This is a genomic window from Ruegeria sp. AI3, from assembly GCF_056541245.1.
In genome coordinates this window covers 123,987-149,811 of sequence record NZ_JBQFYA010000003.1, presented here as the reverse complement: position 1 = coordinate 149,811, position 25,825 = coordinate 123,987, and the positions used below count along the sequence as shown (strand labels likewise).

The window sequence follows — 25,825 nt, the reverse complement described above, 5'->3', positions numbered from 1 at the left end:
ACGAGATGTCGGAAGTTCTAAAAGGGAAACGCGGCCTGATCATGGGTGTCGCCAATGACCGGTCGATTGCCTGGGGTATCTCGAAAGCGATGCATGAAGCAGGGGCTGAGCTGGCTTTCACCTATCAGGGCGACGCGTTCGGGAAGCGTCTGCAGCCATTAGCCGAAAGCCTCGGCAGCGACTTCATGGTGGATGCGGATGTCACCGATGACGCCTCGCTGGATCGTGCTTTTGGCGAATTGGGCGAACGCTGGCCCACCATCGACTTTGTCGTCCACGCAATCGCCTATTCGGACAAGAACGAGCTGACGGGCCGGTTTCTGAACACCACGCGGGCCAATTTCAAGCACTCGATGGATGTGTCGGCCTACTCGTTCATCGAGGTCGCCCGACGCGCCTATCCGCTTATGAAGGACAATGGTGGCTCACTGCTGACGCTGACCTACCAAGGCTCGAATCGTGTAGTTCCGAATTACAACGTTATGGGCGTTGCCAAAGCCGCGCTGGAATCGGCGACACGGTATCTGGCCAACGATCTCGGCCCCGAGGGCATCCGCGTGAACGCGATTTCGCCCGGCCCGATGAAGACCCTGGCCGGGGCTGCAATTGGCGGTGCGCGAAAGACATACAAATTCTGCGACCAGAATGCGCCCATGCGCTCGAACGCTACGCTGGAGGCCGTTGGCGGCACAGCGGTTTACCTGACCTCGGACGCGGGGGCGTGCACCTCGGGTGAGATCATCCGGGTGGATGGCGGTTTCCACGTGCTTGGAATGCCACAGCCGGATTTCATGTGACCATATCTTTCCCAGACGCCGCCAAGATTTGACCATCTTTCGGCGTCAGGGATATGGGCATGAGCAAAACCGACCAGATCCTTGCCAGCAATACGCGTGGCACCCAGACCAGACGGAAAACGGGGTTCCTAAGCCCCCGCGCCCGTGTTCTGCTTTTGACGCTGACCACATTGCTGGTGTTGTTCGTGTTCTTCACGCAACCGCAGGTCCGCGCAGCGCTTGACGGGCTTTGGGGCTAAAACCCCAAGCCTTCAGTTCACCGAGACAACCTCGATATCGAAAATCAGGTCCTGACCAGCCAGCGGGTGATTGGCGTCCAGCGTCACCGTGGCCTCGTTCGCCTCGACAACCGTTACCGGCAGCGCCTGACCATCGGGGGTCTGCATCTGCAACTGGGTTCCCGGCTCTAGTGGGATGTCATCCGGAATGCCCTCACGCGGGATGTCCTGCCGCATCGCCGGGTTGATCGGGCCATAGGCGTCGACACAGGCAATCTCGACCCGCTTCTTGTCGCCAACCGCCAGTCCTGGCATCGCGCTGTCCAGGCCGGGTATGATCTGGCCCGAACCGACAACAAACTCTAACGGATCGCGCCCGTCCGAGCTGTCAAAGACGGTCTCGTCCAACAGCGTGCCGGTATAGTGGATGCGAACTGTGTCGCCTTGTTTGATCTCAGACATGGGGCCTCCGGGGCTTGTGGGGAATGGGGCGCCGAACACAAGCGCGCTACGCCGGAGTCTGACGCCGCACAGGATGCATCCATCTGATTCTGATGTCCAGATTGCGTTGTAAACGCGCGCATTCTCTGGTCGTCGCTTGCACGCGTGCCTTCAATACCCAGCGGTTGGAACGGGAACATCCGATCCTATCGAAAAGATGTTATCGCTACAGTCTTAAATAGAGATTGACCGGTAATGGGAATCTCTGTCATCAGCGTCTTCATGTCCGGTTCCGGGTTCGCCCGGAGAAAAGGGAATGCGGTGCGGGGAATTCAAATCCACCCAATGCCGCAACTGCCCCCGCAACTGTAGGCGGAGAGCAGGGCTGACACGCCACTGGGTTCCACCCGGGAAGGCCAGCCCCATGCTTTGACCCGCAAGTCAGGAGACCTGCCGGACATGCACCCTCGGAAGGGGTGTGTCACCGATGCCGGGGTGTGCATTGGGCCGATACCCTCATTTTGGGTACGTGGTCCCGTTCTCCCCGATGTCAAAAAAGAAAGCGTGCCGGGGTTGGCACGAAGGACGAAGGAAAGACCTTGTGAAGAAACTATTTTGCACGGCTGCGGCTGCGCTGGCGATTCCAGCGATGGCGCACGCACATTTTCTGCTGGAATACACCACCGACACGCTGATCGAGGCGCCGGGCGACGTGCCGGTCAAGCTGATCTTCTGGCACCCGTTTGAAAACGGCCATGTCATGGATCTGGAAAAGCCGCAGGAATTCTACGTGATCCACAATGGCGAAAAGACCGACCTGCTGGACACGCTGGAGCCCATCCGGTTTTCGAGCCCCGAAAACGAAGGCGCGGCCTTTCAGGGATCTGTTCCGGTCAAGCGTTCGGGCGACTACGTGATGGTCACGGTGCCTCAGCCCTATTACGAAGAGGCCGAGGATATCTATATCCAACAGATCACGAAGGCGTTCCTGAACCGCAACGAACTGCCGACCGACTGGATGAACCCCGCGGGTCTGGCGACCGAGATCGTGCCTCTGAACAAGCCCTACAACATCATCGCAGGCTCGACCTTCACCGGTCAGGTTCTGGCAAATGGCGAACCGGTTGCCGGCGCTGAGATCGAGATCGAATACATGGCCGCCAAGCCCAGCTTTGACAGCCAAGCCTCGTCCGAGCCTACCGTTTCGCCGATGCCGGGTGGTGCTGTTGTCGCAATTTCTGACGCCAATGGCTATTTTTCCTTCGGTGTGCCGAAAGCTGGTTACTGGGGCTTTGCCGCCCTCGGTGCTGGTCCTGAAACCGAACATGAAGGCAAAGAGCTGAGCCAGGACGCGGTGATTTGGATCCGCGCCTGGGACATGGAGTAACCCCCGATGCACATCGTCGACGGAGCCCTGTCCAACCCGGTCGTCATCGGCGGAGCCGTTGCCGCCGCTGGTGGGGTCGCAATGGGCCTCAGGTCGCTGGATCTGGACCGCATCCCCACAGCAGGGGTGCTGGCGGCCAGTTTCTTCGTGGCCTCGCTGATCCATGTTCCGATCGGGCCGTCGTCGGTGCATCTGATCCTCAACGGTCTAGCCGGGCTTCTGCTCGGCTGGGCTGCCTTCCCGGCCTTGTTTGTGGGTCTGCTCCTTCAAGCCGTTTTCTTCGGCTTCGGCGGGCTGACGGTGCTGGGGATCAACGCGCTTAACATCGCTTTTCCGGCCGCTCTGGCGGGGCTGCTGTTCCGGCCTCTGATTGGGCGTGGTTCACCTGTTCATGGCGCGATCTGGGGCGGCATAGGCGGCGCCTTTGCCATTGCGGCCACGACCGTCATGGTGGGCATCTCACTGGCCCTGTCCGGGGACGAATTCCTCCCCGCCGCCAGGCTGGTCTTCTTTGCCCATATCCCCGTGATGATCATCGAGGCCGTCCTGACAGGTTTCGCCGTCCTGCTGGCGCGAAAGGTCAAACCCGAATTGTTTCTGACAAGGCCCGCCACATGAGACAGCTTGCCCTCATCCTGGCCCTATGCGCAGCCCCTCTGCCCGCGCTGGCCCACAAGGTGATTGCCGGGGTCTTTGCATCCGGCGATGCGATCGAAGGGGAAATTGGCTTCTCCAACGGCACCATGGCGACCGATACCGAGGTTGTCGTAACCGATCCAAACGGGGTCGAGCTGGGCCGGGCCACGACCGACGCAGACGGGTTCTTCATCTACACGCCCACAACACCCGTCGCCCATACCTTCTTTGCCGACCTTGGCGCCGGTCACGTGGCCGAGGTCACCATGCCCGCCGAGGACGTCGCCAAGATCATGGGCGTTGCCGTCCAGAACACGCCCGCAGCGTCGCCTACACCAGCTCCCGCCTCAGAGGGCGTCACCGTGGCCTCCCTCAGCGATGAGGAACGCCAGGCCATTGCAGCAGCCGTCCGAGACGAAATACGCCCTCTGCGCCGGGAAATCGCCGCCTATCGTGAACATAACGACCTACAGACCATTCTAGGCGGCATCGGTTACATCTTTGGCCTGTTCGGGCTGGGCTTCTACCTCGCGGCGCGGAGGAAACTGGCAGGCTGATGGCACACGTACTGGGACCACAGGAACGGACGCTGGCCGAGGCTGGCACGATCGGTCAACAGGGGTTGATCACCTCGCTTGATCCGCGCGTGCGCATCGTCATGTCCGTTTTGTTTGCGGTCGTTGTGGTCTCCCTATCCTCCCTCCCCGCGCTTGCGGCGGCGTTGATGATCGCGCTGGCCCTACTGGTGCTATCCCGACTGCCTTGGCGCAAAACGCTCAAGCGGATGGCGATGATGGACAGTTTCATCATCTTCATGCTGGTCCTCCTGCCCTTCACCATGCCCGGCGACCCGATGTTTACCATCTGGGGGTTTCCGGCCAGCTGGCAGGGGCTCTGGAAAGCCGTTGAAATCGCGCTGACCGCGAATGCCGTGATCCTGACCGTGATGGTTCTGGTCGGCACGATGGAGCCTGTTACGTTGGGCCACGCCCTGCACCGGTTGCGCTGCCCGGAAACACTGGTGCATCTTCTTATGTTCACAATCCGCTACATCGACGTCCTGCATGAGGAATATCAACGCCTCCGCTCAGCCATGAAAGTCCGAGGCTTCCGCCCCGGTACCAACTGGCACACCTATCGCAGTTTTGGCTATCTGGTTGGGATGATGCTGGTCCGGGCCATCGAACGGTCCGAGCGTATCCTCGGCGCGATGAAATGCCGGGGGTTTTCGGGCAAGATGCTGTTGCTGCAGGACTTTACCCTGACACGCCGAGATATTGTCTTTGCTGCCGGGCTAGGGGCCCTCTGCCTTGCCCTGATGATTGTGGAATTCGCATGACACTTATCGCGTTACACGACATCTGCTTTGCCTACCACGGACAGGACCCGGTTCTGAATGGGGCAAGCCTACAGCTGGAGGCCGGGCAACGCCTGTCTCTGACCGGTCCGAACGGGTCCGGCAAATCCACTCTCCTACGTATCACACTTGGGCTGCAACGGCCGTCTTCGGGTACGGTGACCGTCTTTGGCAAAACACGACAGGCCGAGGCCGATTTCCACGACGTCCGCCGCCATATCGGTCTTGTCTTTCAGGACCCCGACGACCAGCTGTTCTGCCCCACCGTGGCTGAAGACATTGCCTTTGGTCCGCTGAACCTCGGCAAAACGCGGGATGAGGCGCTTGCGATCGTGGATCGCGTTTTGGGCGACCTCGACCTCATGCACCTAAAGGAACGGACCACGCATAAACTGTCAGGCGGCGAAAAGCGTCTGATCACGCTGGCAACTGTTCTGGCGATGGAGCCGCAGGCCCTGCTGCTGGATGAGCCAACCAATGCGCTGGACACCAAGAACGAGGCGCGGTTGCTCGAAATCCTGCAATCTCTGCCTCAGGCTATCCTTCTGGTCAGCCATTCTCCTGCATTTCGCGATGCGCTGGCCCCGGACAGGCTTGAATTGCAAGACGGTAAGCTTGTCGCTGTGTGAGAAAGCCCATCCTGGTCGTGCCGATGCAAACTAGTTTGTAACTCCGCAAAACAAAAAACCCCGCGTCGAGGACACGGGGTTCTTTTTTGAAAGCTGTTGGCTTTCTTATTCTTCTGCGGCCTCTTCGGCTGCAACGCGAGCTTTGTCAGCCGCGCCTTTGGCGTCAACGTCACGATCAACGAATTCGATGATCGCCATCGGCGCCATGTCGCCATAGCGGAAGCCAGCTTTCAGGATACGGACATAACCGCCCTGACGCTCGGCATAGCGGGGGCCCAGAACTTCGAACAGCTTTGCGACGTCTTTGTCTTCTTTCAGCTGTGCTGCGGCCTGACGGCGTGCGTGCAGGTCGCCGCGCTTGCCCAGAGTGACCAGCTTTTCGATGATCGGGCGCAGTTCTTTTGCCTTGGGCAGAGTTGTTTTGATTTGCTCATGCTCGATGAGCGAGCCAGCCATGTTTGCAAACAGAGCCTTGCGGTGCTCATGAGTACGGTTCAGGCGGCGGTAACCACGTGCGTGACGCATTTTTCAGTTCCTATATTGCGTTTTGCTTTGTCTGGCCGGCGATGCGTGTCACCGGCTCTCCTTGGGGCGGAAGTGCCCATACAGTCCCCGGACGCCCGGGCATTGGGGAAGACGCGCTTAAAACGCGTCTTCGAATTTCTTCGCCAGATCTTCGATGTTGTCGGGCGGCCAATCCTCGACATCCATGCCGAGGTGCAAACCCATGCCGGACAGCACTTCTTTGATCTCGTTCAGCGACTTGCGGCCGAAGTTCGGGGTGCGCAGCATCTCGGCTTCGGTCTTCTGGATCAGGTCGCCGATGTAAACGATGTTGTCGTTCTTCAGGCAGTTTGCCGAACGGACCGACAGTTCCAGCTCGTCGACTTTCTTTAGCAGCAGCGGGTTGAACTCCAGACCATCGTCCTCGTCCTGGCGGCCAGCCGATTCCGGCTCGTCGAAGTTTACGAAGATCGACAGCTGGTCTTGCAGGATACGAGCGGCATAGGCCAGCGCGTCTTCCGGCGTGATCGAACCATCGGTTTCGATCTTCAGGGTCAGCTTGTCATAGTCCAGAACCTGCCCTTCACGGGTCGGCTGAACGTCATAGGCAACCTTTTTGACCGGCGAGTAGATCGCATCGATCGGGATCAGGCCGATGGGTGCATCTTCGGGCTTGTTCTTCTCAGCCGAAACATAACCCTTGCCAGTGTTGACGGTCAGCTCCATGAACAGGTCGGCACCATCATCAAGGTGGCAGATGACGTGATCGCGGTTCAGAACCTCGATGCCAGCGCTTTCGCTGATGTCACCAGCGGTGACAACCGCGGGGCCCTTGGCATTGATCGACAGGCGCTTGGGGCCTTCGACTTCCATGCGCAGCGACACGCCTTTGAGGTTCAGGATGATGTCGGTGACGTCTTCACGCACGCCCGCCACGCTCGAGAACTCGTGCAGGACGTTGTCGATTTGAACGCTGGTGATGGCCGCACCTTGCAGCGAGCTCATCAGAACGCGGCGCAGCGCGTTGCCCAGTGTCAGACCAAAGCCACGCTCCAGCGGTTCAGCAACCAGAGTTGCCTGACGCGCAGGGTCGTTGCCCGGCTTGCCGTCCAGCTGGGTCGGCTTGATCAATTCTGCCCAATTCTTGTGGATCATGTAATCCCTCCATTCCTGTCCGCGCCCCATGACCAACAAGGTGCAGACGCCCGAGGTTCAAAATGACGTGCTGGGGCCGTGCAAAAACACAGCCCCAGCCAAATTCAAAATCGCTTAGACGCGGCGGCGCTTCGGCGGGCGGCAACCGTTGTGAGCGATCGGCGTCACGTCGCGGATCGACGTGATGTTGAAGCCCACGGCAGCCAGCGCGCGCAGAGCCGATTCACGACCCGAACCGGGACCCTGAACTTCGACTTCCAGCGTCTTGACGCCATGTTCCTGCGCCTTTTTGCCTGCATCTTCTGCAGCCATCTGAGCGGCGTAGGGTGTCGATTTCCGCGATCCTTTGAAGCCCATGGTACCGGCAGACGACCACGAAATCGCGTTGCCCTGCACGTCCGAGATCAGGATCTTGGTGTTGTTGAAGGTCGAGTTCACATGGGCGACGCCCGATGCGATGTTCTTACGCTCTTTGCGCTTAACGCGAGTCTTATCACGTGCCATCAGTCAGACCCTCCCTTATTTCTTCTTACCAGCGATGGCCTTTGCGGGGCCTTTGCGGGTACGAGCGTTGGTGTGGGTACGCTGACCGCGAACCGGCAGGTTGCGGCGGTGACGCAGACCGCGGTAGCAGCCCAGGTCCATCAGGCGCTTGACGTTCATTTGAACTTCACGACGCAGGTCACCTTCGACGGTGAAGTTTTCGTCGATGAATTCGCGGATTTTCAGAACTTCGGCGTCGGACAGTTCGTTGACGCGACGGGTCGCTTCAATGCCCACGGCTTCGCAGATCGCTTTGGCCGAGGTGTTGCCGATTCCGGTGATATAGGTGAGGGCGATTGGTACCCGCTTTGCAGTCGGGATGTTTACGCCGGCAATACGTGCCACGTGTCACTTTCCTTTTCGTTGCGGTTCCGTAACTCCAGAACCTTTTTTCACAACGCCTAACCGTGGCAGTGTCGCCAGAGGGCTCAGCATTTTATGATATGATCATGTGAACGGAGTACCCGCGCACAATTCGATTCTCTTCCGAGATAGCGTCAATTAGTGTCGCGCGACCCGCGCGTCAAGCGCAGATCGCATATTGATCCCGAATTCACTCCGCAGGCTCGATTTCGGGGAAGGTCCAGGTCCCGTCAATCACTTCGGGCGCGGGTTGGTAGAGACGCACGGAGTAATTCCAGCCCTCCATGATCGGTAGGCAATTCACACGGCCGTCGTCGCAACCACCGAAATGAACCGTCATCGACCCATCCGGGTTACTGTCGCCCATCACCGAGTTGATCACATAGACACCCAGATCGTTCTCTTCAAAGAACCCCGCCGCGTTATACAGGCTGACCGACCAGAACGCGCCAACCGGAACCTCGGCGGGAACTTCCAGCTTGTACGCCCCCAGTTCCAGCCCCGGTTCGACGTTCAGATAGAAGGCCTGCGCCTCTGGCAGACCGCCCCAGCCGAAAGCTGTTCCCAGCAGGTGGCGCACAGGGTCAACCGCCTCTTTCGAGCCGAATGTGCCGGTGCTGTCAGGTGAGAAACGCGCCAGCTCCAACACGGCGCTCAACACCTCTTCAAACGCATCCTTGTCGTAATGCGCTTCGTCAAAGGGACGCGCGGAATTGGCCTGCAGCGTGACCCAATCCTGCAATGCGGTCACTGCGGCTATGTCTGCGGGGTCCTCCGAGTCGACGAGGTACCGAAACAACAGCGCAACGTAGGGTGTATCGAACTGCTCGACCGTCAGCTCATAAGTTCCACCGCCAAGGAACACGTCGTTGACGTAGTGATCCTGATTGACAACCTGAACCGAGACATAGCGATCCCCGGTCTCCGGCAAGGTCAGCAAAGCGCCGTCCGAAATATCAACCACCGCCATGCTGTAAAGCGTATCCCGGTTCATGCGGATCGTCGGTTGCATATCCAACGGTGTAGGCTCGCGCACGTGAAACAGCGTGTTGACGCTGCCCGACTGCGCCAGATACTTCCGAAATTCGATATCTGTCGCCGCACGGACAAAGTTGTCGATGGTCACCGGCGTCTGTTCTGCACAAGCACCGATTGCTGCCATAGTCAGAGCGGACGTCATCGCGAGCAATTTAAGCGATAGGCTCATTGCTATCTCCCAACAAAAAATGCGCGCGTTGGCCGAAGTGATACCTCGTCAAACGCACGCATTCAATTGTCAAGATGTGTTACCTTAGGGCAGCTTCGATTGCGCCCTGAACCTCTTCGATTTCGCCCAGTCCGTTGATCTTGGTCAGTTGACCCTTGGCATAATAGTAGCCGATCAGCGGCGAGGTTTTCTTGTAGTACTCCATCAAGCGGGTCTTGAGGCTTTCCTCATTGTCATCCGCGCGGCGCTTGAAGTCATTCTCTTTGCCGCAATTGGAGCATTTGCCGTCTGCGGGAATCGGCTTGGTGATGTCGTTGTAGACCTCGCCACAGCCGCCACATGTCGAACGCGCGGTGATCCGTTCGACCAGAGCGGCATCGTCGACTTCCATCTCGATCACGGCATCCAGGCTGTTGCCGGTGCTGTCCAGCAACTCACCCAGCGCGTCGGCCTGTGCCAATGTGCGCGGGAAGCCGTCAAAGATGAAACCGCCCTCTGCACCTGCGTCCAGCTTTTCACGGATCAGACCGATCACGATCTCATCGGTCACAAGCTGCCCTTTGGCCATAACCTCGGCCACACGGTTGCCCATCTCGGTGCCGCTATCCTTGGCCTCGCGCAGCATATCACCAGTGCTAAGCTGCACCATACCGCGTGTTTCGACCAGATGACGCGCCTGGGTACCTTTACCGGCACCCGGGGGGCCAAGCAGAATGATATTCATCGACGAGCAGCTCCCTTTCTGCCGCGTTTCTTGCCTTTGCCGCGCAATTGGGACTTTTCGATCAGCCCTTCATATTGGTGCGCCAGCAGGTGGCTCTGAACCTGTTGGATCGTGTCCATGGTTACAGAGACGATAATCAGAACCGAGGTGCCACCGAAGTAGAACGGGATGGCAAACTGGTTCCGAACGATTTCAGGCAGCAGACAGACCAGCGCGAGATAGGCAGAACCCAGCACCAGAACGCGATTGACCACGTATTCGAGATACTCGGCGGTTTTCTTGCCGGGGCGGATGCCGGGCACAAAACCGTTCTGCTTTTTCAGGTTGTCGGCCACGTCATCCGGTTTGAAAGATACGTTGAACGTATAGAAATACGCGAAGAACACGATCATCGACGCGAAGAACAGCAGATAGAGCGGCTGTCCCGGACCAAAGTTCGCCAGCAGCCACGACATGACCGGACCGTTGGCCGCACCCGACGAGAAGGTCGAGATCGTCACCGGCAGCAACAGCAGCGAGCTGGCAAAGATAGCGGGGATAACGCCCGACGGGTTGACCTTGACCGGCAGGTGGCTCGAGCCGCCTTCGTAAACCTTCATACCGGCCTGACGGCGCGGGTATTGAATGTGGATCTTGCGCAAGGCCCGTTCCATGAACACCACAAAGGTGATCACGACGATGACCATCAGGATCACACCAACGATCACGGCCGGGCTGATTGCGCCCGAACGACCCGAGGCAAAGAACTGAGCCAGAGCGGCCGGAACCTCGGCGATGATGCCGACGAAGATGATCAGAGAGATACCGTTGCCGATGCCGCGCGCAGTGATCTGCTCACCCAGCCACATCAGGAACATGGTACCGCCGACCAGAGTGATCATGGTCGACATGCGGAAGAATAGGCCCGGATCGGTCGCCAGATCACCTGATTCCAGCGAAACGGCCAGACCATAGGCCTGCACGGTGGCCAACGCCACAGTCCCGAAACGGGTATATTGGTTGATCTTCTTGCGGCCCTGCTCGCCCTCTTTCTTGAGTTGCTCGAGCGCGGGAACCATGGATGTCAGCAGCTGCACGATGATCGAGGCCGAGATGTAGGGCATGATGCCGAGGGCAAAGATACCCATTCGACCCAGCGCCCCGCCGGTGAACATCGAAACCATGCCGCCGATGCCTTGCCCCGCTTGCTCCATGAATTCACGCAGCGCTTGTCCGTCGATTCCCGGCACCGGAATGAAGGTGCCAAGGCGATAAACGATCAACAAACCCAGTGTGAACAGGATGCGGTTGCGCAGATCGGTGGCTTTGCCAAGGGCAGACCAGCTTGTGTTGGCTGCCATTTGTTCTGCTGCTGATACCATAAATCGGTCTCTCTTATGAAAACACCGCCCAGAACCGTTTTCCGGCTCGGGCGGCGTCTGGGAAAACTTAGTGCTCTATGTAAGCGGGTCTTCGCCCGCTCACAAGCGCTTACTCTGCCGCAGCAGCTTTTGTGACCGTCAGTGAGCCGCCCGCTTTTTCAACTGCCTCAACAGCAGCTTTCGAAGCACCTGTCACTTCTAGGTTCAGCTTGGCGCTAACCTCGCCTTTGGCCAGAACGCGGATACCGTCCAGCTTGCGACGAACCAGACCCGAGGCGACCAGAGCGTCCTCGGTGATCGCAGCTTTGGCGTCCAGCTTGCCGGCGTCAACGAATTTCTGGATCAGGCCCAGGTTGATAACGGCGAATTCCTTACGGTTCGGCTTGTTGAAGCCACGCTTGGGAAGACGTTGGTACAGCGGCATCTGGCCGCCTTCGTAGCCGTTGATGGCCACACCCGAACGGGATTTCTGACCTTTGATACCACGGCCACCCATTTTACCCTTGCCGGAGCCCGGACCACGGCCAACGCGGGTCCGTTTCGGTGCGGCGCCTGGGTTATCGCGCAATTCGTTCAGTTTCATATCGCTTCTCCTAAGCCGGATGTGACCCCCGAAGCGTGATGGGACAAACACGGCGTTTCTTGGTTTTGATTCTCGTGGACGCAATGCCACCGGGGCGCTCTACAGCTTTGTGGCCCGCGTTGCAAGTGGCGCGTGGATGTGCAGCCCATCAAACGCAAAAGAGACGCCCAAAAGGACGCCTCTTCGCGTGTGAGTGGTGGGGTAGGTCAGGCGCAGTAAGCGTGCTTGTGCGCAATATCAGCGATATCGCAGCGACGGACTCCGATATCGTCCAGCTCGCGATTGCTGAGCCGCTGCAGTTCGGAGTAGGTCCGCTGGTATTCGGCAGCCCGAGCCCGCGCGACTTTGATGCGTTCAATAAGTGCGGAAACGCGTGCGCCGAAATTGAAGGTCGAGGGGGTGAGTGTTGCAGTATGTGCCATTTTCTTTCCTTTCAGACCGAGGCGTATTCCCCGGCAAATTTTGTGTTCCTTTTGGATACAGCGAGCAGATAGGAAAGGGCCGCGTGGCCGACAACGCCAGTTACGGTCTAGCCGCTATGCAAGGCGGACATATCCAGATTTGAAGGCGGATCAGTGCGGCACACACCCCTCAAATCCTGCCAAAATTGACGAATCGAGCGGTTTCCGATAACTTTGTTATATTGTTTAATGTGTTATGGAGCGTCAAATGACGTGGAATTTTTGCACGTGTTTTGCAGTGGTTTTAATGGCTGCAATTGCATTAACGGCTGTATCAACGGCCCCGGCGTCAGCCTGCAACCCAAGATATCAGCTCTGCTGAACCTGGGTCCCAATCGTCACGCCCAGAATAACGTTGCTGCGTGATGAAAACCTGTCTTGGCAAAGGGGTCGGACATGTCGTTCTGGACCGGAAAGAAAGAGTCGCTTGTTCAAAGCCTGGTCGAGATCACCTTCAAAGCCGTTCTTTCAGGCCTTGTAATCGTGTTCTTCGCTCAGTTTCTAATTGCCATGGTGGACAACCGGATCGAAGTGGCATCGAAACGCGATGCGCTGAATACGTTTCGCAATGACCAGCTGACCACGCTGACCACGCGGTTCACACAGGCTTACATGTCCACCGACTGCGCACGCAGCCTGCGGAGTGTCGACGCTAATACCTGTCAAAGCGAGTTTTCGGCCTTCCTGACCGAACTCAAAACGATCTACCTTGAGCTTAGGATTCACTATCCTGACCAAGAGTTCGGCACCCTTCTGAGCCTCGAATCCCTAGCCGAAACGATGCACGCGCAGCCTGCGGAAATTGATCAAGCCGATCTCGACGTTTTTGCATCCACTTTTGGCGGCTCATTGGACGAAATGGCGCAAAATTTCCGATAGAAATGAGACTTTCGATGATGAAAAATACAGTTTATGCCCTCGCTCTAACCTGCTTAGCCTCAGCTGGTTTTGCCCAAACAACCTCGAACGGTATCCCGGAGGGAGGGCGCTGGGTCGTGGGTGGGACATTTGCGCTGTCCAATATCGGCAACAATGAACCCAGAGGTCGGAAAAGCTACTCTGGCGCGGAGAAAGAGGCCAACAGGGTGGCCACCTTCTTGCCCGGCATGACGATCGTCTACAATCTTGAACCTACGCCGGGACGGTCCGGGTATCTAGCAGGTACAACGCATAACGGGATCCGTGTCGTGGTGCTGGAGGGTGAGCTTTCTAACGGTGCCTTTAGCGACCGTGACACTACAGATGTGGTGACCCACCATTCCTACACCGGATGCCGAGATCTGGCTTGCACCTCAGAGGCTGAAGTGGGGATCGGGTTCTCGTTCCAGATTGAAGAAGCCGACGATGACAAGCTCGTCCTGTTCAATCCACAGTCGGAATTGCGTATCGTGCATACGAGGGAGGGCTTCGATCAGTTGGAGGCACGCGGCTACACTACTCAGGTCAAGGATCGCGTTCACCCGCGCCTAATCATTCACGACGGCTACGCCTCCGAAGTTTCGACGGGCTGTGGCCTTATGCGCAGTGTCCTGCCCGACATAAAGGCCCCCAAGGCAGAGTATGAAGCCAAACCATCCGAGTGGGCGGCCAACAGTCCAAACTGGTCACTAAAGGCGATCGAAGTCTTTGGCTTGGGCGACGTCGCGCTGAATGCTGCAGGTACAGAATATGTCGGCACTTTGGCCGCTGAAATCGGGACCGGCACGGAATCCGCAAGCGGCCCTGTGTCGTTGGACTTCACGGTCATCGCATATCGGGATTCTGAATGGGTTAATGAAGAGTTCTACAAATTCGGTGGTCTGGCCCAGACGGTCACCTGCCGCCGTGAGAACCCAAGCTTCGGTAAGCTACTGCCGCGCTATGTCGAAAACGCCTATCTGCATTTCGATGTGACGCCGGGGGAAGAGCCTCAGGACTTTCCTCTGGCTGGCCGTGAACTGCCCGATCAATTCGAAGGCGACAAGGAACTTCAGGATGAACTAAGGGCCTATCTTCCGCGTGCCTTCTACTACAGCGTGAACAATCACCGACAGTATCAGGCCCTGTTCGAGGCGATCGTTGCCGAGACGTCGATCCTCTACCCGTCTGCAATTGCGAATGTCATCGCACGTCTGAACGCGTCATGCGCGCGTCAGAGCCGAAAAGACTGTGCAAAAATCGTGGATCGGGTCGGAAACCTGAACAACAACTAAAGCGACACTAAGGTTCCGGTCGGTTTGGTTGTCCTATTTTGCGGCCAACCAAAATGGCTACTTCCATAGCATTTCAAACTAGGCTGATCTGGCGCTTAAATGGCCGCTTTGCGGCTTTCATCCAGATAGATCTCGCGAAGGCGTTTGGCGATTGGGCCGGGGGTGCCATCGCCCAACGACACGCCATCGATCTCAACCACCGGCATGACAAACGCGCTGGCCGAGGTGGTGAAAGCCTCGTCCGCCTCTTTCGCCTCGTCGATGGTGAACAGACGTTCCTCGACCTCCATCTGCGCCTCGGCAGCCATGCGCAGAACAGCCTTGCGGGTAATGCCGTGCAGGATGTCATTCGACAGCGGACGGGTGACGATCTTGCCGTTCTTCACGAAATAGGCGTTGTTACTGGTGCCCTCGGTGACGTGACCGTCTTCGATCATCCACGCATCATCACACCCGGCAGCCTTGGCCATCATCTTGCCCATCGACGGGTAGAGCAGTTGCACGGTCTTAATGTCACGACGCCCCCAGCGGATATCCTCGATCGAGATGATCTTGGCGCCCTTTTGCGCCGCAGGACTATCCGCCAGACCAGGCTTGTTTTGCGTGAACAGAACCAGCGTCGGCTTGGTGTCGGCGGAGGGGAACACAAAATCCCGGTCCCCATCGCTGCCGCGTGAGACCTGCAGATAGACCAGACCTTCGTCGATCCCGTTCAACTCGACCAGCTTGCGGTGGATCTCCAGCAGTTCATCCTTGGTGCAAGGCTCAGCCATCTGCAGCTCGTCCAAAGAACGTTTCAGGCGCACCGCGTGGCCTTCAAAGTCGATCAGCTTGCCATCCAGAACGCTGGTCACCTCATAGACAGCATCTGCCATCAGGAAACCACGGTCAAAAATGGATACCTTGGCCTCGGTTTCGGGCAGGTATTCGCCATTCACGTAAACGGTGCGGGTCATGTCACTCTCCTCAGCCCCAGAGGTCCACGCTAGGCGGATGCACTCCGGCGTCGTCAAAAATCAGCGGGTTGGTGCGGTCTTCGGCCAACAGAAGCGGGCCGTCAAGGTCTGTCACCATCGCACCCTGTGCCAGCAATGTCGCAGGGGCCATGGCCAGCGAGCTGCCGACCATGCAGCCGACCATAACCTTGTAGCCCTCAGCCAACGCCGCCTCGCGCAGCAGCAAGGCCTCAGTCAGACCACCGGTCTTGTCGAGCTTGATGTTCACCACATCATATTTGCCCTTCAATTTGGGCAGGCTGGTCCGGTCATGACAGGATTCGTCCGCGCAGACAGGTACCGGACGCTCCATGCCAATCAGCGCGTCATCCTCACCTGCAGGCAAGGGTTGCTCGACCAGTTCTACGCCCAGCCGCACCAGATGAGGTGCCAAATCCGCATAGACCTCAGCCGACCAACCTTCGTTGGCGTCGACAATAATCTTGGATTTCGGCGCGCCCGCGCGCACGGCCTCCAACCGGGGCATGTCGTCCGGAGTACCCAGCTTGATCTTCAAAAGCGGCCGTTGCGCGTTTTCTGCCGCCTGCTTCTGCATCGCCTCGGGCGTCGCCAAAGACAGGGTAAAGGCGGTGATTTCAGGCCCCGGAACCGGCAGACCGGCCAGGTCCCAGGCGCGCTTGCCCGCGCGCTTGCACTCCAAATCCCAAAGAGCGCAGTCTACCGCGTTCCGAGCGGCACCGGCAGGCAGCAGCTCCATCAGCGATTGCCGGGTGAACTCGGCAGGCAGCGCCGCGATTTCAGTCTCGACCGACTCAAGCGTCTCATCATAGCGCGCGTAGGGCACGCATTCGCCCCAGCCCTGATGGGTTCCGTCTGAAATTCGAACCGTCAGAACCTTTGCTTCGGTTCGCGACCCGCGCGAGATGGTAAACACCTGCGCCAGCCGAAACACATCACGAGAGACCTCAAACTGCACGCACCTGCTCCTTCATCTTTTCAAAAACGCGCCCGCCGGAGGCGATCTTCCGGCGGGTTTCTTTGATCACAGAGCGGAAATAGCATCCACCAGTTTTCCAGCACCAAAGCGGTAAGGGTCGGTAGTGGGCAGGCCCATCTCTTCCTCGACCTTGGCCAGATAGGCCTTGGCCTCGTCCTCGCTCAGGTGCTGAGTGTTGACCGAGATGCCGGCAACCTGACAGGCCGGATTACCAACCCGTGCCAGAGGCAGAGCCGTGTCGCGCAGCTGCTGCAGCGTCGGCAGCGAATACTCGGGCAGGCCGCGCATATGGGACCGTGTCGGCTCATGGCACAGGATCAGCGCATCGGGCTGACCGCCATGGACCAGCGCCATGGTGACGCCCGAATAGGACACGTGATACAAAGAGCCCTGCCCCTCAATGTGATCCCAGTGATCATCGTCATTGTCAGGCGTCAAGTACTCGACCGCACCCGCCATGAAATCCGCAACAACCGCGTCGAGCGGAACACCTTGGCCGGTGATCAGAATACCGGTCTGACCGGTGGCGCGGAAAGTGGACTTCAAGCCGCGCTTGCGCATCTCGGCATCCATCGACATCGCCGTATACATCTTGCCCGCCGAGCAATCGGTGCCAACAGCCAGGCAACGCTTGCCGCTGCGTTTTTTGCCGTTTGCGATGGGGTATCCAACGGTCGGCACGCGCACATCGTGCAGGGTGCAGCCGTGGGTCTGGGCGGCCGCGACCAGATCGCCTTCGTCCCGCAAAAGGTTGTGCAGGCCCGACGCGATGTCATAGCCCATTTCGAGCGCCTCGATCAGAACGGTTTTCCAGGCCTCGCTGATCACGCCGCCGCGGTTGGCAACACCGATCACCAGCGTCTTTGCACCGGCCTCTTTGGCCTCGGCCAAAGTCATGTCGGTCATACCCAGATCGGCCTTGCAGCCCTCCATACGGTACTGGCCTACAGCGTTTTCCGGACGCCAATCACGGATGCCGATAGCAACTTTGGCGGCCAACTGGTCAGGCGCATCGCCCAAAAACAACAGATACGGTGTCTCGATCATTGCGTCGCACTCCTTTGATTCCGCGCCAAACTAAAGAACCACGTGAACGAGCGTTTCGCGAATTTTCACTACATACATCCCCTCACCAATATTTTTTCGCGCATTTTGACGCCTGATCGCAAAATTCTTCGAAGTTTTTAAACTGAACAATCTTTAAGCACTCGCAAACTGTGCCTTGCACAAGAAATGCTGCGCACGCATTGCCGCATCTGCACAATGACCCTTGCGCCGCATTGCGCAATTTAATATCCCGAACGAGAACCAAAACGTAACTTCATTACTCTTGCGAGGTCCCGATGAGTTTCCGCATCCAACCCGCCGCTCCGGCGCGGCCAAACCGTTGCCAGTTGTTCGGCCCCGGCTCGAACACCAAGCTGTTCCCGAAGATGGCGGCCTCTGCTGCGGATGTGATCAACCTGGATCTTGAGGATTCGGTTGCACCCTCTGACAAGGACGTCGCCCGCGCCAATGTCATCGAAGCACTGAACTCCGTCGATTGGGGCAACAAATACATGTCCGTTCGGATCAACGGGCTGGATACGCCCTATTGGTATCGCGATGTGGTGGACGTTCTGGAACAGGCCGGAGATCGCCTTGACCAGATCATGATTCCCAAGGTCGGCTGCGCGGCGGATGTCTATGCCGTGGACGCTCTGGTCACCGCGATTGAGCGCGCCAAGGGTCGGAGCAAGCCGATCTCGTTTGAAGTGATCATCGAATCCGCTGCGGGTATTGCCCATGTCGAGGAAATTGCAGCCTCATCGCCCCGGATGCAGGCGATGAGCTTGGGTGCAGCGGATTTCGCCGCTTCCATGGGCATGCAAACCACCGGAATCGGAGGTACGCAAGAGAACTACTACATGCTGCGCGAAGGCGAGAAGCATTGGTCAGACCCGTGGCATTGGGCGCAAGCGGCCATCGTCGCCGCGTGCCGCACCCATGGCGTTCTGCCGGTCGATGGACCCTTTGGGGACTTCAGCGACGATGAGGGCTATATCGCACAGGCCAAACGCTCGGCCACTTTGGGTATGGTTGGCAAATGGGCGATCCACCCCAAGCAGATCGCACTGGCCAATCAGGTCTTCACCCCATCGGACGAGGCGGTCTCGGAGGCGCGCGAAATTCTGGCCGCGATGGAACAGGCCAAAGCCAATGGCGAAGGCGCGACAGTCTACAAAGGCCGTCTGGTAGACATCGCGTCGATCAAACAGGCCGAGGTCATCGTGGCGCAATCCGAATTGATCGCAGCGAACGGCTAAACCAAATCGGATCAAGGCACCAAAACGGTGCCTTGTTCTGGTTCAGTTATGTCCGAAGATATCGTTCGGGACCCATTCGAGATCCTGACCGTCCTTGCCCCATTTCATCATAAGGCAAGAGCTCCCGCCCTTCTGAAAGTACAAAGTGGTAAGCTCGTACCACCCCGCCTCGGGAATCTCGACTTCGGTAACACCGTTGCCTTCACAAGGTTGCGCCCCATCAAAGTACCCGATGGTCTGGCCCCCCAACTTTGTTTCCGCACCATCGTTTGAATAAACCTCAAACTGGTACGTGCCTGGTTCATCAATCCTGATCAGCCCGGTGATCTCCGCCGCGACGTTGTAAGGCTGGGAGGCCGTCATGACCGGGTCACCATCCTCGGTATCGCGAAAATCAAATGCGGGCACCGGGTCCGCGGCAACACCGATCGTGTCGATCAATTCCCGTGCCTGCTCAAGGCTTTTGATCTTTTTCGGCGCTTCAGCATAGACCACGTTCAAGCCCGGCTTCACATCGGTCTGGACCGGAGCAAGCTCTGCAGTTTCCGCCGCAAAGCTTGCCGTGCCTGAGAGAACCGCAAGGGTTGAGATTATTGCTAGTCGCGAAAACATGTCGCCTCCCCCAAATGATATCTGTCAGGCCGCACCGAAGCATTTTGCGGAAATAGAGTCAAATTCCCGTCCAATAAGAAGTAAACCTTCGATCAACTCCGCAAATCCTTGGGCGAACCCATGACCACATATGACGTGATCGAAGTGACATGGGGCAGTGTTCCCAGCACATCGGTGTGAAAAATCTTGTACGAAGGAAGGTCCGCGCATTCCACGCGCAACAGATATTCTATTGTACCGGTGATATTGTGGCATTCAACCACTTCGGGCGCGCGTTGCAAGGCCCGTTCAAAGCCTTCCTGAGCTGCCTTTGTATGCTCTCCCAGACCAACGCCGATATAGGCGACAAAACCCTTACCCAGCGCGGTCGGGTCCAGAACAGCGCGGTATCCGGTGATGACTCCGGCCTTCTCCAACTCTTGCACGCGGCGCAAACAGGCCGAGGGAGATAGCCCGACACGATCCGCAAGCTCAAGATTACTAATGCGCCCATCCGATGAGAGTTCACGCAATATTTCGCGGTTTATTCGATCCAATTTAGTCATTAGTTGTCAAACTAGATCATTCACGCACAATAACGCAATTTCATTTGCACCATTTGGGGTAAATATCCCCCGCATGACCTACGACATCCTTCTGGCCCTGATCGCCTTTGCCTTCGTCTCGTCCATTACACCGGGACCGAACAACCTGATGCTGATGGCATCTGGCGCCAATTTCGGCTTTCGCCGCACGATCCCGCATATGCTGGGGATCGGTCTTGGCTTTACATTCATGGTTCTGCTTGTTGGCGCGGGTCTGGTGCAGATGTTCAACCAATATCCAGCCAGCTACACGATGCTGAAAGTCGCCTCGGTCATTTACCTGCTGTATCTGGCGTGGAAGATCGCGCATGCCGCACCGGCCGAGAAAGGCGCGGATGTGGGGACGCCGATGAGCTTTCTGCAGGCCGCCGCCTTTCAATGGGTCAACCCAAAGGCCTGGGCGATGGCGTTGACCGCGACAACGGCTTATGCACCGAGTCAGACCCTCAATGTCATCATCATCGTTGCGCTTGTGTTCGGAGCGGTCAACTTGCCCTCAGTCAGTACCTGGACGGTTCTGGGGCAACAAATGGCGCGGGTCCTGACGAATCCGCGCCGGTTGGTGGTGTTTAACTGGACAATGGCGGCCCTGCTAGTGGCCTCGCTCTATCCGGTGTTGTGGCCGAGCTGATCACTTCAGGGGCAGGCAAATCTCGGTCAACAGATCCTCGGGCGCAGTGTCGCGCGGATCGTTGAGGTAGATCTCGTAGCAGGGTCGATCTGCGGGCTCTTGCCCTGATTCAGGCAGCCAGTTTCCAAAAAGACTGTGGTAGGCGGCCTCCAAGCCAGAATAGGGTCCCTTGTAAGTTAACACCGCCGTCTTTCCCCCGGAGATCTGCACGTCCTCCATCCCATCGGGGGTACCTTCCCCACGGAATTCGGCCCCGGCATAGCTGCGCAACTGATCCTCTGGCACCTCATCCGGGCTGTCAAAGTAGATACCAAGCACAGGGCCAACCTGCGGCCAAAGCTGACGGGATTCGCACAGTGCGCCGAACGCTTCAAAGCTTTTGCCAATTTCGGAATATGCGCCTTTGTGCGGCAAGGCGATCACGCGGCGGGCGGGTTCGGTTCGGGTGGTCACGGGATGCATCGGATATCCTCCGGTTTTGAAGTTTGGATGGGCTGGCAGAAACTGACCGGCCTTGCGGAAGGCGGCAGGACTGTTGCCATAGGCCTCGGTAAAGGCCCGGATGAAAGAGTTCGGGTTGGGGTAGCCAACGGAATGCGCAACCTGCGACACCGAGCTGTCTGACCGGACCAGTTGGACCGCAGCACGGTGCAGCCGTATACGACGCACCGCTTGGGCGCAGGTCTCGCCCGTCAATGCGCGGAAAACGCGGTGCCAATGAAACCGCGACATCGCGGCGACATCGGCCAGCGCATCCAGTGACAGATCCCCATCGGGGTGATCGTGGATATAGGTCAGCACCCGCAGGATGCGGTCCTCGTAACTGGTTGCCATTTGGCATCCCTTCCTTCTCTCTGCCCAATCGTGGTCGCATAATCGCCTCTCACAAATCTTGCTGAGTTGCATCCCAAGCGACCACACGTCATATAGCAGGGAACTTCCGCGTTGAGAGGCGTCATGACCCAGTATCTGGATTTCGAAAAACCGCTGGCCGAGATCGAAGGCAAAGCAGAAGAGCTGCGCGCCCTGGCCCGCGCCAATGAAGAGATGGATGTGGCCGAAGAAGCCTCGGCTCTGGACGCCAAGGCCGCCAAGCTGCTGGATGAGCTGTATGCCGATCTGACCCCCTGGCGGAAATGTCAGGTCGCCCGCCACCCCGAACGGCCCCATTGTCAGGACTATGTGAAGGAACTGTTCACCGAGTTCACTCCGCTGGCCGGAGATCGCAACTTTGCCGACGATCTGGCGGTGATAGGCGGGCTGGCCCGGTTCAACGACCAGCCGGTGATGGTGATCGGGCATGAAAAAGGTTCGGATACCAAATCGCGCATCGAACGGAATTTCGGCATGGCCCGCCCCGAAGGATACCGCAAAGCCGTCCGCCTGATGGAGATGGCCGGGCGATTTGGTCTACCGGTCGTGACCCTGATTGACACCGCCGGGGCCTATCCCGGCAAGGGTGCTGAGGAACGCGGTCAGTCCGAAGCGATTGCCCGGTCGACCGAGATGTGTCTGAAAATCGGCGTGCCTCTGGTTTCGGTCATCATCGGCGAAGGTGGCTCTGGCGGGGCTGTGGCCTTTGCCACCGCGAACCGCGTCGCGATGCTGGAGCATTCGGTCTATTCGGTGATCTCACCCGAAGGCTGCGCCTCGATCCTGTGGAAAGATGCCGAGAAGATGCGCGAGGCCGCTGAGGCGCTGCGCCTGACCGCGCAGGACCTTTACAAGCTAGGTGTTTGCGACCGCATCATCACCGAGCCCAAAGGCGGGGCGCATCGGGATCGTCCGGCCGCGATTGAATCGGTCCGTGCCGCCATCGGCGCCATGCTGAAAGAGCTGGACGGTAAGGATGCGGCGGCTCTGATCAAGGACCGCCGTCAGAAGTTCCTGGATATCGGCTTAAAAGGGCTGGCGGCGTAAACCGTCAGCCGCCCAACCGGCGCAACAGCTCAACCGAAGGCTTGCCGGTGACCGGCAGACCATTGGCGCGCTGATAGCCGCTGATCGCAGCCTCAGATTTCTTGCCGATCACCCCGTCCGCGCCTTCGGTATCGAACCCGGCCGAGGTCAGGCGGCGTTGCAGCTCTTTACGATCTTCCAGCGTGAGCCCTGTTTCATCCGGCCCAAACGACGCCTTGAACGGCGCGCCGCCGGCGATCCTGTCGGAAAGATGGCCCACGCCGATCGCATAGCTGTCCGAGTTATTGTAGCGCTTGATCACGTTGAAATTGCGGAACACGGCGATCTTTGGCCCCGGCACCTGAGGCTGCAAGACCGCAACGGGCGTTCCGGAAACGGTACCGACCTCTCCGCCCCAGGGCTGACCCCGCACCCAACCAGCGCGCGACAGATAGGCAGCAGTTGAAGCCAGTGAGTCCGACGGATCCTCGGACCAGATATCGCGCCGCCCATCGCCGGTGAAATCGACCGCATAGGCCAGATACGAGGTCGGAATGAACTGCGTATGCCCCATCGCGCCAGCCCAGCTGCCGGTCATGTTGTCCGCCGATGTGTCGCCCGCTTGAATGATCTGCAAGGCCGCGATCAGTTGCTTTTCGAAAAACGCACCGCGCCGCCCGTCATAGGCCAAGGTCGAGGTTGCCGATATCACCGGCACATCACCGCGGCGCGCGCCATAGCGGCTTTCCAGCCCCCAGACGGCCACAACGACCTCTTTGTCGACGCCGTATTGCGCCTCAATCTGCGACAGAACGCCGTTGTGGCGTTGCAGCATCTGTTTGCCGGTGCTGATCCGCTCATCCGAGGCGGCGATGGCCAGATAGTCCTCAAGCGAGCGTTTGAACTCGACCTGATTGCGGTCCCGTTCGATCACGCCGGGCAGATACCCTGCCCCCTGAAACGCGCGGTTCAGCGTGGATTGTGAGATGCCCTGCGAAGAAGCGCGGGATTTGAAACCTGCCACCCAGGCATCATAGCCCGCATTGGAAACAGGCTGCATTCTGGATGCAGGCGCGCGCGCCGGAGTGGTCGCATCACTGCACGCCGCCAAAAATGCCGCACCGAGGCCGAGTGAAAAACTGCGTCTATTGATCATGGCTGAAATCTGCTCTGGTTTGTGATTTGCCTTAGCGTAGCGCAGTCCGCGCCAGCAAACCAGAACGACCGATCAGAGCGACAGCCAAAAAGGCCGTTCGGCAATTGGCCGCCTAAAGCGTTTTGCGTTTACCTGAAGCAAGGCCATCGAAATGCGCGTTCGACCTTAGGAAGAGGCAGCGTATTTCGATTCAAATCAACGCAAAGCGATCTAACTGACCAGCAACCGCAAGCCCTGCGTCACGTCCGAGCGAACCGCGAGGCGCAGGCCCGGCTCGTCCCCCGCTTTCAACGCAGCGATGATCAGCTTATGGTAATGCGGCGGCTCTGTTCGCCGCAAACGGCCATAAAGCGCACGCATGGTCGGCCCAAGCTGTAGCCAAACGGTTTCCGCCATGGCCAACATCGCAGGCGCCTGAGCGCGCAGATAGAGCGTTCGGTGAAATTCCAGGTTTGTCCGGATATAGCCCACTGCATCGCGCTTGGTCACCATCTCGGCGACGTTCATATTGATGCTCTGCAACCGGTCGATCAGCGCCATGTGCGCGCGAGGCAAAGCACGGCTGGCCAACTCAACCTCCAACAGCGCCCTCAGGGCTGCCAGCTCTTCAATCCGGTCATTTGTCAGCTCAGGCGTCGAGACGCGCCCCGACGAGGAGAGAAACAAAGCCCCCTCAGCCGCCAACCGGCGCACCGCTTCGCGCGCCGGCGTCATCGAGACGTCAAATTCCTTGCCGATTCCCCTGAGGGTCAAAGCCTCGCCCGGCGCAATCTCTCCGTGCAGGATGCGCGATCTCAGGGTGCGATAGACCCGATCATGCGTTGCGATACTCGAGTCCGTGGGCCGTGTCGTTATCATGCCCTCATGTGATCACAAAATTCGGTGACGTCAACTCGCTGGTGAGTCAAATCGGAAGCGATGCAACACGGCTCCATTGTCCCTAAGCCAGCGACGCGGGGTATCATATGGGCCGAATATACGCTCCACCTGTGCCCAGAAGGCCGGCGAGTGGTTCATCTCGGCCAGATGCGCCACCTCATGCGCAGCGACATAGTGCAGAACTTCAGGCGGGGCGAGAATCAAGCGCCACGAGAACATCAGCCCCCCGTGGGAACTGCAGGACCCCCAGCGCGACCGCGTGTCCCGCAGTGACAGGGTCGTGTAGGACCGGCCCAGAATGGCGGCGTAGTCATCACAGGCCTCGCTCAAACGATCCCGCGCAAGTTCTTTGAGGAAGCGGGCCAATCGACGCCCCTCAGCCCCTGCTGGGACGGCCACCGTGTCCGCGCCCAACTGAACGCGCCGTCGGGTTGCCGGGACGATTCGGCGTTCAACGCCTTCGACAGGGATCAGGCCGCCGACGCGAACGTCCTCCCTCTCGGGCTGGCCCGCCAGATTCTGGCGGATCCAATCTTCCTTGCTACGCGCGAAGTTCAACGCCTCGACTTCGGGCACGCCGTTTGGATAAGTCAGGGTAACTCGTCCGTCCAATTGGGAAATCCGCAGACTGATCCGTCGCGCCCGCGAGGATTTGCGCAGCGTCAGCGGCACTGGCGGCCTGCCCGGCAAAGCGTGTTCCCCCATATCCCGTCCTCTTCCGCGCAAAGGCTTTGACAGCACCCGCCGCCTGTGGCAGGTGAACTGAATCTTTTAGACGACTCACCTGATATCAAGGGGATTTGACATGCCCAAGGAAGAATGGGGCGTAAAGCGCGTTTGTCCGACCACCGGTAAGCGGTTTTATGACCTGAACAAAGACCCGATCGTCAGCCCCTACACGGGCGAGATCGTGGAACTTGAAACCGGCAAGAGCCGGATGATCGCCGCCGATGCCGAAGATGCGGCAACCAAGAAAGCGCGCGAAAACGCATCCGAGGATGATCTGGTTCTGGATGATGACGACAATGTCGACGTCGATCTGGATGACGATCTGCTGGATGATGACGACGACAGCAATGATGATGTTTCGCTGGACGACATCAAGGACATGTCGTCGGAAGACGAAAACTGATCCGATACGGGGGCGGCCAGTGGTCGCCCTTTTTCGTTGCGAGAGACGGCGCCTAGTTTTTCGCAAAATTCAAAATTTGCTCTTGCACTCGTGCGCGCTGTCTCATAAACGTCCG

Annotated in this window: 32 protein-coding genes and 1 riboswitch; of the genes, 13 read left to right on the top strand and 19 right to left on the bottom strand. The window is 58.4% G+C overall.

The features are described from left to right. Positions 1 to 5: 5 nt before the first annotated feature. Together ACRZ95_RS06745 and ACRZ95_RS06740 are read left to right on the top strand one after the other, a co-directional pair. A complete protein-coding gene (locus ACRZ95_RS06745; protein WP_170377661.1) occupies positions 6 to 797 on the top strand; it encodes an enoyl-ACP reductase FabI in 792 nt (263 codons plus the stop codon). 59 nt (positions 798 to 856) lie between these two features. Beyond that, entirely contained in the window at positions 857 to 1,036 is a 180-nt protein-coding gene (locus ACRZ95_RS06740) for a hypothetical protein (protein WP_170377659.1), read from the top strand. Between the two features lie 12 nt (positions 1,037 to 1,048). Here the strand turns inward: ACRZ95_RS06740 and ACRZ95_RS06735 are convergent, their stop codons facing one another. Next, on the bottom strand, positions 1,049 to 1,477 hold the full coding sequence (locus ACRZ95_RS06735) for an FKBP-type peptidyl-prolyl cis-trans isomerase (protein WP_170377657.1): 429 nt from the start codon (positions 1,475 to 1,477) through the stop codon (positions 1,049 to 1,051). Between the two features lie 249 nt (positions 1,478 to 1,726). After that, a riboswitch (cobalamin riboswitch) is annotated at positions 1,727 to 1,928 on the top strand. A 129-nt stretch (positions 1,929 to 2,057) separates the two neighbouring features. Between ACRZ95_RS06735 and ACRZ95_RS06730 the strand changes: the two genes are divergently transcribed. The 5 genes from ACRZ95_RS06730 to ACRZ95_RS06710 are packed head-to-tail and all read left to right on the top strand — an operon-like array spanning position 2,058 to position 5,465. Continuing rightward, positions 2,058 to 2,843, top strand: a complete 786-nt coding sequence (locus tag ACRZ95_RS06730) for a DUF4198 domain-containing protein (protein WP_480554708.1) — start codon at positions 2,058 to 2,060, stop codon at positions 2,841 to 2,843. Positions 2,844 to 2,849: 6 nt separating this feature from the next. Beyond that, positions 2,850 to 3,461 carry a cobalt transporter CbiM gene (gene cbiM / locus ACRZ95_RS06725; RefSeq protein ID WP_170676930.1) on the top strand — a complete coding sequence of 204 codons (612 nt, stop codon included), beginning with the start codon at positions 2,850 to 2,852 and terminating at the stop codon, positions 3,459 to 3,461. Continuing rightward, positions 3,458 to 4,036: a cobalt ABC transporter permease gene (locus ACRZ95_RS06720; protein WP_170472128.1), complete on the top strand. Its 579-nt coding sequence runs from the start codon at positions 3,458 to 3,460 to the stop codon at positions 4,034 to 4,036. The genes cbiM and ACRZ95_RS06720 overlap by 4 nt, the downstream gene beginning before the upstream one ends. Continuing rightward, the gene (cbiQ, locus tag ACRZ95_RS06715) at positions 4,036 to 4,818 is read left to right on the top strand and encodes a cobalt ECF transporter T component CbiQ (protein WP_170676928.1); all 783 of its coding nucleotides are present in this window, start codon (positions 4,036 to 4,038) and stop codon (positions 4,816 to 4,818) included. The genes ACRZ95_RS06720 and cbiQ overlap by 1 nt, the downstream gene beginning before the upstream one ends. Next, positions 4,815 to 5,465 (top strand): ABC transporter ATP-binding protein, encoded by a 651-nt coding sequence (locus ACRZ95_RS06710; RefSeq protein ID WP_170676926.1) that lies wholly within the window; start codon positions 4,815 to 4,817, stop codon positions 5,463 to 5,465. Before cbiQ ends, ACRZ95_RS06710 begins: the two co-directional genes overlap by 4 nt. 105 nt (positions 5,466 to 5,570) lie before the next feature. On the opposite strand, the gene rplQ is transcribed toward ACRZ95_RS06710, so the two are convergent. From rplQ to ACRZ95_RS06665, 9 genes are all read right to left on the bottom strand, one after another. Next, positions 5,571 to 5,990, bottom strand: coding sequence for a 50S ribosomal protein L17 (gene rplQ / locus ACRZ95_RS06705; protein WP_170334079.1), 420 nt, complete (start codon positions 5,988 to 5,990; stop codon positions 5,571 to 5,573). 117 nt (positions 5,991 to 6,107) lie between these two features. After that, the gene (locus ACRZ95_RS06700; RefSeq protein ID WP_170377644.1) at positions 6,108 to 7,124 is read right to left on the bottom strand and encodes a DNA-directed RNA polymerase subunit alpha; all 1,017 of its coding nucleotides are present in this window, start codon (positions 7,122 to 7,124) and stop codon (positions 6,108 to 6,110) included. Positions 7,125 to 7,238: 114 nt separating this feature from the next. Beyond that, positions 7,239 to 7,628, bottom strand: coding sequence for a 30S ribosomal protein S11 (gene rpsK / locus ACRZ95_RS06695; RefSeq protein WP_008757289.1), 390 nt, complete (start codon positions 7,626 to 7,628; stop codon positions 7,239 to 7,241). A 15-nt stretch (positions 7,629 to 7,643) separates the two neighbouring features. Then, positions 7,644 to 8,012, bottom strand: a complete 369-nt coding sequence (gene rpsM / locus ACRZ95_RS06690; protein ID WP_170377641.1) for a 30S ribosomal protein S13 — start codon at positions 8,010 to 8,012, stop codon at positions 7,644 to 7,646. Between the two features lie 208 nt (positions 8,013 to 8,220). Further along, positions 8,221 to 9,237 carry a DUF1254 domain-containing protein gene (locus ACRZ95_RS06685; protein ID WP_480554705.1) on the bottom strand — a complete coding sequence of 339 codons (1,017 nt, stop codon included), beginning with the start codon at positions 9,235 to 9,237 and terminating at the stop codon, positions 8,221 to 8,223. Between the two features lie 79 nt (positions 9,238 to 9,316). Further along, positions 9,317 to 9,961, bottom strand: a complete 645-nt coding sequence (locus ACRZ95_RS06680; protein WP_170377639.1) for an adenylate kinase — start codon at positions 9,959 to 9,961, stop codon at positions 9,317 to 9,319. Then, positions 9,958 to 11,322, bottom strand: coding sequence for a preprotein translocase subunit SecY (gene secY / locus ACRZ95_RS06675; RefSeq protein ID WP_170555668.1), 1,365 nt, complete (start codon positions 11,320 to 11,322; stop codon positions 9,958 to 9,960). The genes ACRZ95_RS06680 and secY overlap by 4 nt, the downstream gene beginning before the upstream one ends. A gap of 109 nt (positions 11,323 to 11,431) precedes the next feature. Then, complete coding sequence (rplO, locus tag ACRZ95_RS06670; RefSeq protein WP_170377635.1) at positions 11,432 to 11,905, bottom strand: 50S ribosomal protein L15; 474 nt, start codon at positions 11,903 to 11,905, stop codon at positions 11,432 to 11,434. A gap of 206 nt (positions 11,906 to 12,111) precedes the next feature. Then, complete coding sequence (locus ACRZ95_RS06665; protein ID WP_170472137.1) at positions 12,112 to 12,327, bottom strand: DUF1127 domain-containing protein; 216 nt, start codon at positions 12,325 to 12,327, stop codon at positions 12,112 to 12,114. A 435-nt stretch (positions 12,328 to 12,762) separates the two neighbouring features. Here ACRZ95_RS06665 and ACRZ95_RS06660 point away from each other — a divergent pair, with 435 nt between their 5' ends. Together ACRZ95_RS06660 and ACRZ95_RS06655 are read left to right on the top strand one after the other, a co-directional pair. Further along, positions 12,763 to 13,245, top strand: coding sequence for a hypothetical protein (locus tag ACRZ95_RS06660; protein ID WP_170676922.1), 483 nt, complete (start codon positions 12,763 to 12,765; stop codon positions 13,243 to 13,245). Between the two features lie 14 nt (positions 13,246 to 13,259). After that, positions 13,260 to 14,558, top strand: a complete 1,299-nt coding sequence (locus tag ACRZ95_RS06655) for a hypothetical protein (protein ID WP_170676920.1) — start codon at positions 13,260 to 13,262, stop codon at positions 14,556 to 14,558. Between the two features lie 95 nt (positions 14,559 to 14,653). On the opposite strand, the gene ACRZ95_RS06650 is transcribed toward ACRZ95_RS06655, so the two are convergent. From ACRZ95_RS06650 to dgcN, 3 genes are all read right to left on the bottom strand, one after another. Next, positions 14,654 to 15,514, bottom strand: coding sequence for a D-amino-acid transaminase (locus ACRZ95_RS06650; RefSeq protein WP_170676918.1), 861 nt, complete (start codon positions 15,512 to 15,514; stop codon positions 14,654 to 14,656). 10 nt (positions 15,515 to 15,524) lie between these two features. Next, positions 15,525 to 16,490, bottom strand: a complete 966-nt coding sequence (gene dgcA, locus ACRZ95_RS06645) for an N-acetyl-D-Glu racemase DgcA (RefSeq protein WP_170676916.1) — start codon at positions 16,488 to 16,490, stop codon at positions 15,525 to 15,527. 66 nt (positions 16,491 to 16,556) lie between these two features. Next, entirely contained in the window at positions 16,557 to 17,558 is a 1,002-nt protein-coding gene (gene dgcN, locus ACRZ95_RS06640; protein ID WP_170676914.1) for an N-acetyltransferase DgcN, read from the bottom strand. Between the two features lie 296 nt (positions 17,559 to 17,854). On the opposite strand from dgcN, the gene ACRZ95_RS06635 reads away from it, so the two are divergent. Continuing rightward, positions 17,855 to 18,817, top strand: coding sequence for an L-malyl-CoA/beta-methylmalyl-CoA lyase (locus tag ACRZ95_RS06635; protein ID WP_170676912.1), 963 nt, complete (start codon positions 17,855 to 17,857; stop codon positions 18,815 to 18,817). A 42-nt stretch (positions 18,818 to 18,859) separates the two neighbouring features. On the opposite strand, the gene ACRZ95_RS06630 is transcribed toward ACRZ95_RS06635, so the two are convergent. Next, positions 18,860 to 19,429: a PA14 domain-containing protein gene (locus ACRZ95_RS06630; protein WP_170676910.1), complete on the bottom strand. Its 570-nt coding sequence runs from the start codon at positions 19,427 to 19,429 to the stop codon at positions 18,860 to 18,862. 92 nt (positions 19,430 to 19,521) lie between these two features. Beyond that, positions 19,522 to 19,974: an Lrp/AsnC family transcriptional regulator gene (locus ACRZ95_RS06625; RefSeq protein ID WP_170676908.1), complete on the bottom strand. Its 453-nt coding sequence runs from the start codon at positions 19,972 to 19,974 to the stop codon at positions 19,522 to 19,524. A gap of 73 nt (positions 19,975 to 20,047) precedes the next feature. Here ACRZ95_RS06625 and ACRZ95_RS06620 point away from each other — a divergent pair, with 73 nt between their 5' ends. After that, positions 20,048 to 20,644 carry a LysE family translocator gene (locus ACRZ95_RS06620; RefSeq protein WP_170676906.1) on the top strand — a complete coding sequence of 199 codons (597 nt, stop codon included), beginning with the start codon at positions 20,048 to 20,050 and terminating at the stop codon, positions 20,642 to 20,644. Here ACRZ95_RS06620 and ACRZ95_RS06615 read toward each other — a convergent pair whose 3' ends face one another. After that, positions 20,645 to 21,478 carry an AraC family transcriptional regulator gene (locus tag ACRZ95_RS06615; RefSeq protein WP_170676904.1) on the bottom strand — a complete coding sequence of 278 codons (834 nt, stop codon included), beginning with the start codon at positions 21,476 to 21,478 and terminating at the stop codon, positions 20,645 to 20,647. A gap of 123 nt (positions 21,479 to 21,601) precedes the next feature. On the opposite strand from ACRZ95_RS06615, the gene ACRZ95_RS06610 reads away from it, so the two are divergent. Beyond that, the gene (locus tag ACRZ95_RS06610) at positions 21,602 to 22,564 is read left to right on the top strand and encodes an acetyl-CoA carboxylase carboxyltransferase subunit alpha (RefSeq protein ID WP_170676902.1); all 963 of its coding nucleotides are present in this window, start codon (positions 21,602 to 21,604) and stop codon (positions 22,562 to 22,564) included. A gap of 4 nt (positions 22,565 to 22,568) precedes the next feature. On the opposite strand, the gene ACRZ95_RS06605 is transcribed toward ACRZ95_RS06610, so the two are convergent. From ACRZ95_RS06605 to ACRZ95_RS06595, 3 genes are all read right to left on the bottom strand, one after another. Next, positions 22,569 to 23,699: a lytic murein transglycosylase gene (locus ACRZ95_RS06605; RefSeq protein ID WP_170676900.1), complete on the bottom strand. Its 1,131-nt coding sequence runs from the start codon at positions 23,697 to 23,699 to the stop codon at positions 22,569 to 22,571. Positions 23,700 to 23,909: 210 nt separating this feature from the next. After that, the gene (locus ACRZ95_RS06600) at positions 23,910 to 24,557 is read right to left on the bottom strand and encodes a GntR family transcriptional regulator (protein ID WP_170676898.1); all 648 of its coding nucleotides are present in this window, start codon (positions 24,555 to 24,557) and stop codon (positions 23,910 to 23,912) included. Positions 24,558 to 24,587: 30 nt separating this feature from the next. Then, positions 24,588 to 25,283: a YgjP family zinc-dependent metalloprotease gene (locus ACRZ95_RS06595; protein WP_170676896.1), complete on the bottom strand. Its 696-nt coding sequence runs from the start codon at positions 25,281 to 25,283 to the stop codon at positions 24,588 to 24,590. Between the two features lie 100 nt (positions 25,284 to 25,383). Here ACRZ95_RS06595 and ACRZ95_RS06590 point away from each other — a divergent pair, with 100 nt between their 5' ends. After that, positions 25,384 to 25,710: a TIGR02300 family protein gene (locus ACRZ95_RS06590; RefSeq protein WP_170640531.1), complete on the top strand. Its 327-nt coding sequence runs from the start codon at positions 25,384 to 25,386 to the stop codon at positions 25,708 to 25,710. The last annotated feature ends 115 nt before the right edge of the window (positions 25,711 to 25,825 follow it).

Coding starts and splice junctions, on each gene's coding strand:
- ACRZ95_RS06745 (WP_170377661.1), top strand. CDS start 6: ATGTCGGAAGTTCTAAAAGGGAAACGCGGCCTGATCATGGGTGTCGCC.
- ACRZ95_RS06740 (WP_170377659.1), top strand. CDS start 857: ATGAGCAAAACCGACCAGATCCTTGCCAGCAATACGCGTGGCACCCAG.
- ACRZ95_RS06735 (WP_170377657.1), bottom strand. CDS start 1,477: ATGTCTGAGATCAAACAAGGCGACACAGTTCGCATCCACTATACCGGC.
- cbiM (WP_170676930.1), top strand. CDS start 2,850: ATGCACATCGTCGACGGAGCCCTGTCCAACCCGGTCGTCATCGGCGGA.
- ACRZ95_RS06720 (WP_170472128.1), top strand. CDS start 3,458: ATGAGACAGCTTGCCCTCATCCTGGCCCTATGCGCAGCCCCTCTGCCC.
- cbiQ (WP_170676928.1), top strand. CDS start 4,036: ATGGCACACGTACTGGGACCACAGGAACGGACGCTGGCCGAGGCTGGC.
- ACRZ95_RS06710 (WP_170676926.1), top strand. CDS start 4,815: ATGACACTTATCGCGTTACACGACATCTGCTTTGCCTACCACGGACAG.
- rplQ (WP_170334079.1), bottom strand. CDS start 5,990: ATGCGTCACGCACGTGGTTACCGCCGCCTGAACCGTACTCATGAGCAC.
- ACRZ95_RS06700 (WP_170377644.1), bottom strand. CDS start 7,124: ATGATCCACAAGAATTGGGCAGAATTGATCAAGCCGACCCAGCTGGAC.
- rpsK (WP_008757289.1), bottom strand. CDS start 7,628: ATGGCACGTGATAAGACTCGCGTTAAGCGCAAAGAGCGTAAGAACATC.
- ACRZ95_RS06685 (WP_480554705.1), bottom strand. CDS start 9,237: ATGAGCCTATCGCTTAAATTGCTCGCGATGACGTCCGCTCTGACTATG.
- ACRZ95_RS06680 (WP_170377639.1), bottom strand. CDS start 9,961: ATGAATATCATTCTGCTTGGCCCCCCGGGTGCCGGTAAAGGTACCCAG.
- secY (WP_170555668.1), bottom strand. CDS start 11,322: ATGGTATCAGCAGCAGAACAAATGGCAGCCAACACAAGCTGGTCTGCC.
- rplO (WP_170377635.1), bottom strand. CDS start 11,905: ATGAAACTGAACGAATTGCGCGATAACCCAGGCGCCGCACCGAAACGG.
- ACRZ95_RS06665 (WP_170472137.1), bottom strand. CDS start 12,327: ATGGCACATACTGCAACACTCACCCCCTCGACCTTCAATTTCGGCGCA.
- ACRZ95_RS06660 (WP_170676922.1), top strand. CDS start 12,763: ATGTCGTTCTGGACCGGAAAGAAAGAGTCGCTTGTTCAAAGCCTGGTC.
- ACRZ95_RS06655 (WP_170676920.1), top strand. CDS start 13,260: ATGATGAAAAATACAGTTTATGCCCTCGCTCTAACCTGCTTAGCCTCA.
- ACRZ95_RS06650 (WP_170676918.1), bottom strand. CDS start 15,514: ATGACCCGCACCGTTTACGTGAATGGCGAATACCTGCCCGAAACCGAG.
- dgcN (WP_170676914.1), bottom strand. CDS start 17,558: ATGATCGAGACACCGTATCTGTTGTTTTTGGGCGATGCGCCTGACCAG.
- ACRZ95_RS06635 (WP_170676912.1), top strand. CDS start 17,855: ATGAGTTTCCGCATCCAACCCGCCGCTCCGGCGCGGCCAAACCGTTGC.
- ACRZ95_RS06630 (WP_170676910.1), bottom strand. CDS start 19,429: ATGTTTTCGCGACTAGCAATAATCTCAACCCTTGCGGTTCTCTCAGGC.
- ACRZ95_RS06625 (WP_170676908.1), bottom strand. CDS start 19,974: ATGACTAAATTGGATCGAATAAACCGCGAAATATTGCGTGAACTCTCA.
- ACRZ95_RS06620 (WP_170676906.1), top strand. CDS start 20,048: ATGACCTACGACATCCTTCTGGCCCTGATCGCCTTTGCCTTCGTCTCG.
- ACRZ95_RS06615 (WP_170676904.1), bottom strand. CDS start 21,478: ATGGCAACCAGTTACGAGGACCGCATCCTGCGGGTGCTGACCTATATC.
- ACRZ95_RS06610 (WP_170676902.1), top strand. CDS start 21,602: ATGACCCAGTATCTGGATTTCGAAAAACCGCTGGCCGAGATCGAAGGC.
- ACRZ95_RS06605 (WP_170676900.1), bottom strand. CDS start 23,699: ATGATCAATAGACGCAGTTTTTCACTCGGCCTCGGTGCGGCATTTTTG.
- ACRZ95_RS06600 (WP_170676898.1), bottom strand. CDS start 24,557: ATGATAACGACACGGCCCACGGACTCGAGTATCGCAACGCATGATCGG.
- ACRZ95_RS06595 (WP_170676896.1), bottom strand. CDS start 25,283: ATGGGGGAACACGCTTTGCCGGGCAGGCCGCCAGTGCCGCTGACGCTG.
- ACRZ95_RS06590 (WP_170640531.1), top strand. CDS start 25,384: ATGCCCAAGGAAGAATGGGGCGTAAAGCGCGTTTGTCCGACCACCGGT.